The 13958-nt window shown below is 48.6% G+C and carries 9 protein-coding genes and 1 pseudogene; 1 reads left to right on the forward strand and 9 read right to left on the reverse strand.

The features are described 5' to 3' along the window. The 8 genes and pseudogenes from FU659_RS28225 to FU659_RS28260 all read right to left on the reverse strand — a co-directional run bounded on the left by FU659_RS28225 (nt 1) and on the right by FU659_RS28260 (nt 12160). Nucleotides 1–3281: pseudogene (locus tag FU659_RS28225) on the reverse strand (TIM-barrel domain-containing protein). A gap of 162 nt (nt 3282–3443) precedes the next feature. Then, nucleotides 3444–4073, reverse strand: a complete 630-nt coding sequence (locus tag FU659_RS28230) for a thioesterase II family protein (protein ID WP_147950620.1) — start codon at nt 4071–4073, stop codon at nt 3444–3446. After that, nucleotides 4070–6283, reverse strand: coding sequence for a glycoside hydrolase family 31 protein (locus tag FU659_RS28235; protein WP_147950621.1), 2214 nt, complete (start codon nt 6281–6283; stop codon nt 4070–4072). The genes FU659_RS28230 and FU659_RS28235 overlap by 4 nt, the downstream gene beginning before the upstream one ends. Continuing rightward, the gene (locus FU659_RS28240) at nt 6187–7839 is read right to left on the reverse strand and encodes a hypothetical protein (protein ID WP_147950622.1); all 1653 of its coding nucleotides are present in this window, start codon (nt 7837–7839) and stop codon (nt 6187–6189) included. The genes FU659_RS28235 and FU659_RS28240 overlap by 97 nt, the downstream gene beginning before the upstream one ends. A 116-nt stretch (nt 7840–7955) precedes the next feature. Then, entirely contained in the window at nt 7956–9311 is a 1356-nt protein-coding gene (locus FU659_RS28245; protein WP_147950623.1) for an ABC transporter substrate-binding protein, read from the reverse strand. Between the two features lie 86 nt (nt 9312–9397). Continuing rightward, nucleotides 9398–10228, reverse strand: a complete 831-nt coding sequence (locus tag FU659_RS28250; protein WP_147950624.1) for a carbohydrate ABC transporter permease — start codon at nt 10226–10228, stop codon at nt 9398–9400. Further along, nucleotides 10218–11102 (reverse strand): carbohydrate ABC transporter permease, encoded by an 885-nt coding sequence (locus tag FU659_RS28255; protein WP_147950625.1) that lies wholly within the window; start codon nt 11100–11102, stop codon nt 10218–10220. Before FU659_RS28255 ends, FU659_RS28250 begins: the two co-directional genes overlap by 11 nt. A gap of 32 nt (nt 11103–11134) precedes the next feature. Continuing rightward, nucleotides 11135–12160 (reverse strand): LacI family DNA-binding transcriptional regulator, encoded by a 1026-nt coding sequence (locus FU659_RS28260; RefSeq protein WP_147950626.1) that lies wholly within the window; start codon nt 12158–12160, stop codon nt 11135–11137. Between the two features lie 239 nt (nt 12161–12399). On the opposite strand from FU659_RS28260, the gene FU659_RS28265 reads away from it, so the two are divergent. Next, nucleotides 12400–12792, forward strand: coding sequence for an acyl-CoA thioesterase (locus FU659_RS28265; protein WP_147950627.1), 393 nt, complete (start codon nt 12400–12402; stop codon nt 12790–12792). Nucleotides 12793–12832: 40 nt separating this feature from the next. On the opposite strand, the gene FU659_RS28270 is transcribed toward FU659_RS28265, so the two are convergent. Next, nucleotides 12833–13402, reverse strand: a complete 570-nt coding sequence (locus tag FU659_RS28270) for a pyridoxamine 5'-phosphate oxidase family protein (RefSeq protein WP_147950628.1) — start codon at nt 13400–13402, stop codon at nt 12833–12835. Between the last annotated feature and the right edge of the window lie 556 nt (nt 13403–13958).

Raw genomic sequence — 13958 nt, forward strand, 5'->3', positions numbered from 1 at the left:
TCATTGTTCCATAATCGCAATATTATCGAGATTAATACCAAGCGAACTTGTACTGTCGTAGCTGACCTTCACTGTATTCAAGCCTGCATTCAGGGTCACACTCACGGTTGCTGTTCCCCAAGTATCCCAGTTTGTCGTAAGGGGCAATGTCAGATCGGTTATCTTGCTGTTGTTCACGTAAATCGCGCGAGACCCGTTCCCCCCGCCTGAGGAGTAGCGAACTTTCATCGTGTAAGTACCGGCTGCTTTAACGGAGACGTCGAAGCTAACAGATTTGCCTACTGCGTCAAAGCTATCAACAAAACCTGTTCCCATATACCCTGTATGGTTCGTGTTTGTAGAAACACCTGTTTGTGCAGCAAACTCTGCTTCATACTCCACTTTATTGACACCATTCAAAACGACTGATTGGGCAGATGCGCTCGCGCCAAGCTTGACATACGTGAATTTCTGCACCGTATCGTAGAACCATCCTGTCGAAGCACTGATTAAGGAGCTTAACGAGCTGTATTCCGTCATCGCCGTACCGCCGACAGTCACCGAGGAAGGTTTCGTCGTAAACACCTGCAGCGTTTTGGTTTGATTGATAGCCGGAACACTCACCGTTTCTTTACTCAAGCCGTATTGCTCCGTTGATGTGATCGTTTTGACCGAACCACCGATATCATCGTTCCAGTCATACGTTGTCGTGCCTAACGGATAAATACGGAAGGACAAATTGGTATAACTCGTCAGACTATTGCCGATCGTACCGCCAACTTGATAAGAAGCATTCAGATTCATTGGCAAAATGCTGCCTGATTTCACGAAGACAGGCAAATCATCGACACCGGCGGAGTAGCTGATCGTTCTTCCGCCCGGACGCTGAGCGCCGTACCAAAAATCAATCCAGTCGCCCTGTGGCAAATATAAGCTTTTGTTTGTTTCTCCTTGGTTCATGACCGGAGCCACGAGCAGATTTCCGCCAAACATGTATTGTTGGGTTAATCCGTAGGTGCTGCTGTCTGTCGGGTATTCAAGCGCCATAGCGCGCATCATGGAATTCCCGTGTCACTCGCTTTCTTCGCTTCGCTGTAAATATAAGGGAGCAAATTCATCCGTGTATTGGTGTACTTCGCAAAATGGCTAATAATGCTGCTGTCGCCTGTTCGAGCCTGCGCATTCCAAGGCGAGCGCTCTTCGTTCGTGCCTGAGCTGCCGTTGGCTTCCGAATGGAACTGCATGACAGGTGCGAAGGCTGCCATTTCTGTCGCCCGTTTATAAAGCTCAGCTGAAGGATAGGCGCCTGTAAAACCGGCCATGTCCCAGCTCCAATAAGGGACGCCTGACATGCCCGCAGTCAATCCCGCAGATACGGCCTGCTGAAAGGCGCCGAATGTAGATTCTTGGTCGCCTGACCAGAATATTTGGTTCGCTTGCGCGCCCTGCGTACCTGAACGGCTAAAGGAAACCGCATCGCTTTTCTTCGAACGCGCATATTCGTTGTAAGCCTTCACGTAGTCGTTCGGGTATTGGTTGCGCATTTCATCGCCTTTTTTGCCGTTCGAGAACGTGTTCGAACGCCCCCATACCATCTCACCGCCATCGGTTTTAAAACCATCGATGCCTACTCCGTCAAAGAGGTATGCACGTTTGGACATCCACCAATTTTTGGCGCTCGTATTCGTAAAGTCGAGCAGTAAGCTATTGCCGAACCACTGTCCATCAGGAATGCGATATTGACCGCCGCTGCCGTTGCCCACAGCATAGTTCTGGGCAATCATATACGCTTCATCATTATCTTTCTGGGTATAAGGCGTTGAGGTCCATTTCTGAATAGGAACTTGCCATAATACGAGCTTCATCCCATTGCTGTGCACGTTATCGGCCATCGCCTTCGGATTCGTCCATCTACTGCCCGCCGGGAAAGTAAAATCCGTGTAGGACAGCGCAGCGCTTCCCGTCTTAGGCGTATACGTGGCATCATTGAAAATATAAAACGTATTCTCATCGCTCCACTGCTCCAGCACCACAGCGGTTGCCGGTATGTTGTTGGCATTGGCGTTGGAAATCGCCGTCGATACCTTCGTTTGGCGATCCCATTCATTGGCTGACATCCATAAGCCGAAAGCCCATTTAGGCAGCGCAGTAGGCTTGCCTGTAATCGTGGCATAATTGCTTACGACACCTTTTAAGTCATTGCCATAAATGAAATAGTAATCGAGGGTTGAGCTCGCGCTTCCTCCCGTATCAGCCGTAAAGCTGAACATATCCGTACGTTCCGTAGCCAGACGGAATTTGGAGTAGTACGTGGAGTTTACGAAAATGCCGTAACCGCTGCTGTTCAGCATGAAAGGTATGGCCATATACGTGCGGTCATTTTGATTTTTATACTGATTGTATACATACGTATCTACATCGTTTCCACGTTTGCGGAAATTGTTGTAGTGCTCGCCAAAGCCGAAAAACTCCTCCGTTGCTGGTGTATAGAAGTGATCCTCCATCTTGTTGATGATCGTGCTGCCATTGGTCAGCCAGGCTAAATTGCGATTCGTCGTGCTGTCATATTGACGCGCAATGAGCGTAGTGCCATCAGGCTTATAGACATTCAGTCGGAATGGATTTTTATCCACCTTCACCTTAATCTTTGATGTCGAGATCCAAGTGGTCGAAGCCGTATCTGTCACTGTATAATTGCTCAACCCACTGCTGAGCGTACCGGTTCCCGTAGGGGAAGCCTGCACACGAAACACATCATCCGCTGTAAAAGAAATATTGATTTTGGGCGTTAACGTTCCTGTATTCGGCAACGCATTCAACACAACACGGTTCGTGTTGTTCGTTATGGAGCTGATGCTGCTGACAGACTCCCACCCCGTTACCGTGAAGCTGAAAGGTCCGGCTGTCTTTTCATTCGCCCCATCCTTATTGCCGCGAACGGTATAGGTAATTACGTCCCCTTTGGCAAAGCTGCCAAGGTTAGCCTCCCAATAGGTATTGTTGCCGCTGTTGTACTTGAAGGCCGCCCCAACAGCCGTCTGGCTGACACCATTTTTGGTCCAGGTCACCCAAGCCGTTTGACCGGATTCTATCGGCCATGTCGTGATTTTAATCAACACAGTATCCCCCGCCACAGGGTCACGCGGGCTCCGTTCCGTAGCTTGGATATCGTACAGATCATCGATTCCGTAAGGAGCATGATAAACACCGTCGATAGCATAAATTTGTGGAACAAGCAGGAAAAAACAAAGCAACAAAGACAGGATGAATTTCATTGATGATGGTATTTTCCTTGTGAACATAACAATTTCCCCTTTCGTGCCAAATTTGTTTGTCTACCATTGGTAGATAAATACGTACGACTGCGGCAGCGTCATGCTAAGCCATGGTTGCCTTCTTCCAGGCATCACTCCCTTCCAGATGAAGCAGCCCCGAAGCGATTTCCTTCGTGACTGCCATGAATTTTAAAATGCGTATTCTCTTTCCACAATGGTTTGCACCATTTGAAACCATCTCATCGAATCCTGCTGCCAATGATCATGATCTCCTTCGCAAACATGAACATCACAAATCTTCGCCGTGTAGCGGCTCCACTCTGCAAGCTGATCGACTGGTGCCAGCGCATCTTGCTTGCCAGCGAAAATACTGAATCTCATCTGAAGTGGCTCTCGGCTCATCGAAGCCTGATAATCCTCCAAAGGCTCGCATTCGCAGGCAAGTGCGGCAGACATCCGCAAGCGTGTAGAATCGCTGCGAGGCCTAAGCAAATGGGGGGCGCTGCAGCCGGATAGAAACAGGTGCGCAGGCTGCGCACCTCCCTCCATTTTCAAGCGGTGACTGACTTCGAAGGCCAGCAGGCTGCCCCAGCAATGGCCCATAAACATGAATTCTTCACCGGTCCCTAGCTGCTTTTGGACAAATAAGGACGCTTCAGTCACTGCCTTCTCCCACATCGCGGAGGATATGTCCCGCATGGATAAGCCGGGTTGACTAAGCTCGACACGAAGGAGCTTTGCATGATCTGGCAGCCCTTTGCTCCAAGCCAAGTAAGACTCATTCGCCTCACCGCAGTGCGGGAAATGGAACAAAATCATGCCGTGATCACCAAGCTTCCAATCGATTCAGAAGTGGAGATCAGCAGTTCACCATCTCTGACAAGATAACGATTTGGCTGCAAAGGAAAAGGTGAAGATGATACCAACGACTCGGCTTGTTCAACGCTTGTTAATTCGGAATTATTCAGATGCACGGCCTGAACGCCGCCAGCCTGCTGGACAAGGAAAGTCACTTGAGTCTGTAAATTCCCAGACCACTGAAGTAGCAACTGACCGGCTTCCCTTTTCGCTACTATCGTCACTTGGTTGCCTAAATCGTCTTCAAAATCCGTCTTCATCTCGGTTGTCACATAGATACGGAAACATAACTGCTCATAGCGATCCACGCGATTTCCCACATGACCCGCAAGCTTGCAGTCCTCAGCCAGATTAAGCGCAATTGCACTGTTCGCTCTCTGATAAACAGGAATATCTGCCAAACCCGCTGCCACCTTAACAAGGCGTGGACCGACCACTTCCTCCTGTTGGAACAAGGAAAGCCATGTGCCCTCCGGGAAATAAACCTCCTTGGCGCCATGCCCTTCTTCCGTAACGGGAGCAACCAACAAACTTTCACCGAACATGTACTCGCTGATCATTTCGGTACAACGCGGATCTGTCGGGTATTGCAGCGACATCGCCCGCATCATCGGCAGACCTGTGCGGCTTACCTTTATCGCCTGATCGTAAATATAAGGAAGGAGATTCATGCGAATATCCGCGTATTTTTTGTAAAGCTCTATTACGAGGGGCTGTCCTGTGCGCTCAGCAATATTCCAAGGTGTCCGATCTTGATTGAACTCACCTTTCGTCTCGGCATGATACTGCATCACCGGACAAAATGCCGCCATCTGCGTGGATCTCACAAACAGCTCCGCCGTTGGAATATCGCCATGAAAACCGCCCAAATCCCAGCCCCAGAAAGGGATGCCCGACATACTGCTTGATAATCCGGCAATCATCGAAGAGCGGAACGCTCCGAATGTGGAGCGCTCATCGCCTGCCCAGTGCATCGGGTATTGCTGTGCTCCCGTGTAGCCTGCACGGCTGAATGTAATACCGCCTTCGGGCGCATGCTGCTGGACAAAATCATAATAGCTGCCGGCATACAAATTCGGATATAGGTTGCGCATTTCGCGGCCTGTGGAGCCGTCATGGAACTGCAAATCGTGACCAAAGACAAATTCGCCGCCATCGGTTTTGAATCCATCAACCCCCATCTCATCGACGAGATATTGACGCTTAGCAAACCACCACTTTGCTGCCTCTGGATGCGTATAGTCAAGAATGTGGCTGTCCTTGAACCAGTTATATGGAAGCGTAAAAGGCTCGCCATCGGCTGTCTTTACGCAGTAACCTTGCTCCAGCAGGGTAATCTCATCCTGATCGCGCTGCCCATGAGCGACGCCATACATGCATTTATGAATCGGGATTTGCCAAAGCAGCACCTTCAACCCTTGGTCATGGAGCTCCTCCACCATGCCTCGCGGATTCGGCCATCTTCCCCACTCCGGGAACTCAAAGTCGCCATAGGCGAACGGCTGACTGCCATCTTTGACCTCATACTGCGCATCGTTGAAAATATAAAACGTAGCCTCATCACTCCACTGCTCAATGACCAAAACCGTAGACGGTATCTCATACTTAGCCGTCAGCTCGGTCTGCTTCATGACCTCGGTCTGCGAGTCCCAATTATTGCTGGACATCCATGGGCCAAATGACCATTTCGGCGGTAGTACAGGCTTGCCGGAAAGATGAGTAAATTGTCCAACCATCTCAAGCGGTTCACCCGCGAATACATATGTGACCAACTGCTGATTCGTTGGCGATAGATCTGCTTCCACCTCTACCAAATCAGATAATCGGGTATGAAAACGGAAGGTGGAGTAGAGGGCAGTATCCACGAAAATGGCATACCCTCCTGATGATATGGCAAAAGGCACCGGCATATACGTCTTTAATCCCTGATCGCGGTACTGATTGTACACATATTGATCGACTTCCTGACCCGAATACTCATAATGGGAAAAGCGTTCTCCCATACCGAACCAGCGATGCTCAGCCTTCGTCTTCAAGTTCAGACGAAGCTTGTGGATCGTCCCGGAGCCGTCGGTCAACGCCTCAAGCAGCGGCTTCCCTTCGGCGGCGAAGCCTTCGACGAGCACGCCCTCCGCGCTGCGCAACGCCAGCGCGAGCTTGCCCTCCCGCACGTCGCTTCCAGCCGTGCGCGTCCCACAGCCAGCGCTGCATGCTGCGCGCGCTGGCCGTCTGTTCGTTCGCCCGATGCGGCGAACGTCAGCTGCACCGCGCCGCTGGCATCGGCGCGGAACGAGAGCACAGGCGGCTGCGCCGCACCTGTGCCAGCGAGCTCGACGACGAAGCCATCCGTCGTCTCATACATCGCATGGACGCGCTCCAGCGCCGTCCATGAACGGACCCTAAAGCGGTAAGTCGGCGAGGCCGCTGACTTACCCCCGCTCTGAAGCGCAAAGGCATAGCTGACCTCGTCACCTGCGAGGTAAGGGCCCAGCTGCGCTTCCCAGACCTTCTCTCCATCGGCGAGTACCTTGACGATGGCCGGAACGGCCTGCGCCGCCGGAACGCCGTTCACGGTGGCCTGCACGGTCACCACCTGACTTGCCTGAAAAGGCTGAGTCAGCAAATGCACAATAACCGCATCCCCCGCTTCCGGCTCGCGGGGAAACCGCTCGTAGGGCAGGATCACGTAAGGGTCATCGTAGCCGGTAGGCTTGTGTATGAGCGTGACTCCTGATGAACTCCCATTTCCTACTGCACCTGACGCAAGCGCACCCTGCGCCAGCTCTGCCAACACGCTGCTTAATGGACTGACGTGTCCTAAACTGATCTCATAGGCTTGGCCCTGAAATCCCTTACGATTAAGATCGGCTTCCCGCTCCAGCCAATATTCCAGCATCAGCGGTTCCTTCGCTGTAGCTGTATCTACCTCAAACAGCACGCCATGCTCTTCGCGCAGTGATTCTACACGGGCGAGAAGCTCCTTCGCCCTTACCGTATCGCCTTTTTTGGCGTAATACCATACCAATAAACAAGTCAGATCCGGTCGTTCACAACCGCCGTAATACGTATCGCTTCCGCAGAGTCTAACCCCTTTGCCAACTAGCGTTTCTTCCAATTGATATAACGCTTCAATCAGTATGCGATCTTCAATGCCCAGCATCCCGAAGGGAATAGCGGCTGCAATGATGTCGCCATGAATCGACGTATCGCCTAGCTGGCTGACCACTCGGCCGTCTTTAATAAATTTTGCGAACAAGAGCTCGCGAATGGATTTTAACAGACGTACTCCCGTCTCCCCGACACCGTGCTGAACATTCGATTGTATAGCAGCGAAATAAATCGCCAAATGACTGAGATAAATGCCTTGGCCTTCCCCTTGCAGCCAGTGAGGCTGCGGCTTCTGCCAGTTCGTTTCAATCTCCTGCACCGTCGCTCGTATAAACGTCAGCATCTCTGCGCCAAAAGATGAATCGTCCGTCGATTTGAGATACTCTCCCAAAGTCCACATCACGAGCGCCTTCTCCGTTAATGCCGCTTGTTCTAATCGCTCGCTTTCATTAATAACTCGTAATAAAGCAACCGTCTGCTCAGCTTCTCCCTTTTGCACAAGGGCATAGCCTAAAAAAGCCAAATCACGCAGACTTGCCTTCTGCCCTTCTATCGTTACTTCTCCGGTTAAAGCATGAATCTCGTAGTCCAAACTCCGCTGCATATCCTGTGTATTCACCCTATGTCCTCCTTGCTCTATCTACCCAATTTATCTGCATATTTCCTCGATTAGGATACAAAAAGGGGCCGTTTTCTCAACAAGCCCCGTTTGCCATGCCCCTGCTATATGTGCCTTTATTTTGTTACCAGCTTCTCAATTTTGGCTTGCGCCTCATTGAGCGCTTTTTCAGCTGTATAATCCTGCTTCAGTTTCGCTTTATCCAGTTCATCCCCGATGGCTTTGGTCAAATCGTTCCATTTGTCCGGAATCGGACCTACAGGCGTAAGGACAAGGGTATTCAACGCTTCAAGCACAATCTTTTTCGATGCCGGAGGCGTTTGTTTGAAATAAGCTTCCATCACTTTTTCATCCGATACAGCCGGTACGCTCCAGCCCTTCTCAATGCGCTTGCTAACGACGGCTGGGTCGGAAGACATGAACTTAATAAACTTCCAAGCCGCATCCGCATTTTTCGTTTTATCCGAAACAACCAGACCGTCGGCAAAGAAATGATGCGCCTTTTTCGTATTGCCCGGCTCCAGCGCTATGTCCCATTTGAAAGAAGCGTCTGCAAAACGTCCGAAATTCCAAATACCAGCGCGCAGCATGGCTATTTTGCCCGCTTTGAAAGCATTCAGATCCGCATCCGGTTGGTTGAATGTATCGTCATTCAGGGCAGGCGACACTTTGTACTTTCTCGCTTTATCCAGCATCCAGTTCAATGCTTCGATATTTTCCTTACTGTTCACCGTAGGCTTGCCGTCTGCACTCCAGATGCCTCCGCCGTTCTGTGCGATGGTTTTGTAGAACTCATAGAATTGGATCGGAGAATACGTTCCCCATACGCCGCTCTTCGCATCTGTCAGCTTCTGAGCCGCTTCCAATTCTTGTTTCCATGTCCAATCTGCCTTCGGATAGTCAACTTGCTTTTTGTCAAACAAGTCCTTATTATAGAAAAGAACTACGTCCGAAAAAGACTCTACGACGCCATATTGTTTACTGTTATATTTGAAAGAGTCATAAGCAAGACCTTTATAGATTTCCGGCTTGAACGTCGTGTCCTTCGCAATGATCGGCGTCAAGTCCTTTAATGTATTTTTGGCAGCATAAGAGACGAAGTTTTCGTACCCGACCTCGAATACGTCAGGCGCATCCCCCGATGCGAGCTGTGTATTCAGCTTCGTGTAGTAGTTATTGTAGTCGACGATATCCACTTTGACCTTCACGTCAGGATTCGCCGCTTCGAACGCCTTCACCATATCGGCGAGCGTCTGCTCTTGCGAGCCGCTGGCCGTATACTGCATGAATTTAAGGGTAACCGGATCTTTCTTCGTCTCTGGTGTAGCCGCAGTTGTCGCTGCTGCCGTCGGTTCCTGTTTAGGAGCCACCGAAGATGTCGCCCCTGGCTTGCTGTCTGATCCACACCCCGTAGCTGCAAGTGATACTACCACGCCTAAAGCAACGACCCAACCCGTTTTTTTAGTTACCATTGTTTAACCCTCTTTTCTTCTCAATTTAGTTCCATCTTCTTTGCAACCTGCACGCCTTCCCTCTGGTCAGCGCATCACCCCTCTCATTATCCTTTCACACCACTCATCGTCATTCCTTTGATAAAATATTTCGATGCGAACAGGAACACGATGAAAATAGGAATAAAACTAATCACATTGCCCGCCATAAGAATGTTCCATTCCGTCGCCCATCTGCCTTGCAGCTTGCTTAAACCGATCGGAAGCGTCATTAGATTTTTATCGCTTGTCACAATTAACGGCCATAAGAAATTGTTCCAAGAAGCCATAAAAGCAAAGATTGCGAGCGTTGCAACAGCCGGCTTACTGAGCGGAAGAATAATGCTCGTAAATACACGCACATACGAAGCTCCATCTATGCGCGCCGCCTCGATCAACGGATCTGGAATCGTCATGATGTGCTGTCTGAGCAGGAATGTACCATAGGCACTGAAAATCCCTGGTAAAATCAAACCCAAGTACGTATTGATCAGATTCAGCTTCTGAAACACGATGAAAAGCGGCGTCATTGTCACCTGCATCGGAATCATCATCGTAATTAAATAAAGAACGAACAGCGTCTCTCTACCCCGAAAAGGGATTTTGGCAAATACAAAGGCCGCCATTGCGCATACGACGATCTGTGCCACCGTTGTTACTAAGGACACGATTAAACTGTTGCCCAAGAATCTGTAAATGGGAAAATACTTCGTTATTTCCACGTAATTGCTGAATTTGAACGTATCCGGGATCAAATTAGGAGGCATTCTCACGACCTCAAGACTGTCTTTAAATGATCCTGACAGCATCCAAACGAACGGAAACATAAGAACGACAGCAGCCACAAGCAAGATAAGGTGTGACAGCAGGTTTCGATACGGCATGTATTTATCTGTCATAGGTTACCCACCTTTTCTGAAGCTGCTGCTGAGCAATCGTGACCACAAAGATGATGACGAATAGGATCCATGACTGTGCAGAAGCGAAGCCCATTTTATAACTTTGGAACGCGTTCCCGTAAATTTGCTGTACGAGCGTGCTCGTTTGTCCGGCAGGGCCGCCATTGGTCATAACAAGTACCTGATCAAAGAGCTGGAAGCCGTTAATCAGAGAAATAACAAGGACGAAGAAGATACTTGGCGTCAGCAGCGGAAGTGTTACACGGAAAAATTGTTGAAAACCTCCGGCTCCGTCAATCGTCGCCGCTTCGTAATAGTCATCCGAGATGTCCTGTAAACCAGCGAGCAGAATGACCGTTACGTACCCGATATCTTTCCAAACGCTCACCGCGATAATGGAAGGCATCGCCCAGAAAAAGTCTTGCAGCCATACAGGTCCTTGAACGCCTACCAAAGACAATAAATAGTTGATAAGCCCATTCTGACCATTTAGCAACCATCGCCACACGATGGAAACCGCTACCCAGGAGGTAATCACCGGCACGAAGATGAAAATTCGGTACAGCTTTACTCCCCTCAGCTTCCGATTCAGCAAAACGGCGAACAACAAACCCAAAACAATGACGGAAGGAATGTAGCCGACGATATATTTGAGAATGTTAAGAAGTGATGTAAGCGTCTTCTCGTCTTGCAAAGCTTCTTTGTAGTTATCGATCCCGACGAACTTTGCTGGGGTCAGCAGATCCCAATTCGTGAAGGAGATCACGGCCGATGAGAGCATCGGAATCAGCTGAAAGAGAAGCAGACCCATTAAACTCGGAAATAAGAATCCAATAATGACAGCTGTTCTGGAAAATCGTTTTTGTCCTACCATGTCGTTCTCCTTTCCCGGCAACCAAGTCACGACTACTCCCTGGTTCTGACCGTTCCTCTTTCCATAATGGTGAGGGGCAGCATAATTTCATTCGCTTCCTGTCCGCCATCCCCTTGAATCATGTTAATCAGGTGTTCGGCTGCGATGGCACCCTTTTCCGTAATATTTTGCCGAATCGTCGTTAACGGAGGCAGAAACATTTTGGACATGGAGATATCATCGAAACCGATTACGGAGATATCATCAGGCACTCTTTTACCCACATCCATTAAGCTCCTTATAGCCCCAAACGCAACCATGTCCCCTGTAGCAAAGACGGCTGTAATTTCTGGATACTTGTCAGCAATCAATTGTCCTGCTGCTATCCCATGCTCATAGCTCATCGAATCTTCAAACACATAATCCGGGTTGTAGAAAAAGTTGGCCTCGCGGATTGCCCGTTTATAGCCGAGGAATCGTTTCTCTACGACGCCATCCCTTCGAATGGCCCCTGTAATGAGTCCGATGTTCGAATGCCCCTTGTCGATCAAATACTTCGTTGCCAGATAGCCTCCATATTCGTCATCAATGCCAATCCGCTTGAAGTAATGATCATTAATGTAACTGTCGATCAAGACAATCGGGATGTTAATTTTTTTGAAGCCATCATAAAACTGTTCGGGATAAATCCCCATCATAATGGCCCCATCCAGGTTGCGCTGGACCGATAGGTCCAAATAGCTCTCCCCCTGGTTAACGCCTGACAATAACAAATGGTAACCGTACTCCCTCAATTTCCCCTCAATTCCGCTAATCATCTCGCTGTAGAAAGGGTTTTCAAGAATAAGCTGTTTATGCGATTCGGTTTGCGGAATGACAATGCCTATAAGCTTCGACTGATTCTTAACCAAGCTTCTAGCGGAGAAATCGGGTATATAGTTGATGGTTTCAATGATTTTGTTGATTCGATCAATGGTCTCCGTCGAAACCTTATCGAATCTGCCATTCAAAGCATAGGAGACAGCGGCTGTAGAGACGCCTGCGGCTTTGGCTACGTCCTTAATAGTTGGTTTTTTCATTCGTTATCCCTCGATTAGTTATACGTTTAACTAGATTATATAAGATGAATTCACTTTTAACAAGATGGTAACGCTATCTTTTTTATTAATTACCTATAAACCATTTAAACGTTTAACTAAATCGGACTAGACTCTCATCCCAGTAAGGAGCAAGAATAGGATATAATAAACGAGTATACCTACTAGTAAATGCACTGATGCGCAGGACTATACTTCGTTCTTAAAAGGAGAAAGCCAATATGGAGTCAAGGTTAGAGATTATCGTTCGGTCCACCGAAATAGATGTAAATGGACACGTCAATAATGCCAAGTATTTGGAGTATCTGGAATGGGGTCGGGAGGAGTGGTATGAGCTTGCCGAGCTACCTTACGAGGTGTTCAGTCAAATGGGCATCCAAACCGTAACGGTCAACATCTCCATCAATTATAAAAAAGAATGCAAACAGGGCGAACACTTAACGATAACTTGCCACCCTGAGCGAATGGGACGCTCCAGCTATGTGCTGAAACAGGAGATTTACAACAAACTAGGCGAGCTCTGTGCAGATGCGCTCGTTACTAGCGTCACGATGGATCATCAGACGCGTAAAAGTCGCGAGGCGCCGGATGTTTTGCGGAAGCATTTTGAGTGAGCTAGCGTTTCTTTGAATAAACTGAGAATGAACTAGCGGTTCACAGAGTCTCTGTGGATAACTTTTGACCGAGTGTCGTGAGCAGGCCGTCCATGCTTGCGACATTTTTTTCTTGCCAATATTCGTGCAGTCCCTCTGGGCCTTTATTACTTGCCCATTTTTGAAGCGTAGGCCGATCACCCTCATACGTGTAAAAGGGGACGCTAAATCCACAGGATGTTTTTACGGCATGGACATCGACAACAATGATTTGCCTGGCACCGGGCAACAGCGTAAACCGTGGCGCCAGCTCCTCCCACTCCGCAGTGCCGGCCAATACAACGCGCCCTTTTCCATACAAGCGCAAAATCATTGGAGGTCCCTCCACCGCGATGAACATCACCGTTATACGGCCGTTCTCTTCAAGGTGCGCACTCGTTTCATTCCCGCTTCCTGTCAAATCCAAATAAGCGACTTCATGGGAGGATAAAATACGCAGCACATCATGGCCCTTCGGCGAGAGATTAACATGCCCTTCCGCGTCAAGGGGAGCTGAACCAACAAAAAACAAGTGCTGCTTGCTTATAAAAGCCTCATGCTCAGGAAGAATCGACTCAAACATTTTGCCCATATCGTCCGCCTCCATTGAATCCTATTTTTCTCTATTATGCCTCTTTCACTCTTATATGTGAAAGACATGAAATGTATATATGTAATAGATAATACCTATTAACAACCCTATTGCTTAAACCTCGGATGAAAAAGTCATGCCCTCCATACAGCTCGTACCAAAGAGAAAATAGGGTTATCCATGCTTGGATCCTTTTTAGGGGATGATGGACAGGAACCTGTTGGAGTTTAATTTAATAGGACTTTTTTGTTTGGATTTAATAAGTGAAGACAGAATTGATAAAACTTCGAATCAAGCTATGCAGGATGGTACATGTATCGATTTTTATGAGATCATCTAAGCTTCTAATAAAATTGTTCTGCGGAGCTCTGAGGGCAATCTGACCCAATTTATTTGCAATTTAAAATGTTCAAAGATTGTGTCTCTGGAACGCTGCAAAAGGTGCTTACAGCTCGGCATTTTTATGAGATCATCTAAGCTTCTAATAAAATTGTTCTGCGGAGCTCTGAGGGCAATCTGACCCAATTTATTTGCAATTTAAAATGTTCAAAGATTG

The sequence above is a fragment of the Paenibacillus sp. N3.4 genome, assembly GCF_008017805.1.
Taxonomy (GTDB): domain Bacteria; phylum Bacillota; class Bacilli; order Paenibacillales; family NBRC-103111; genus Paenibacillus_E.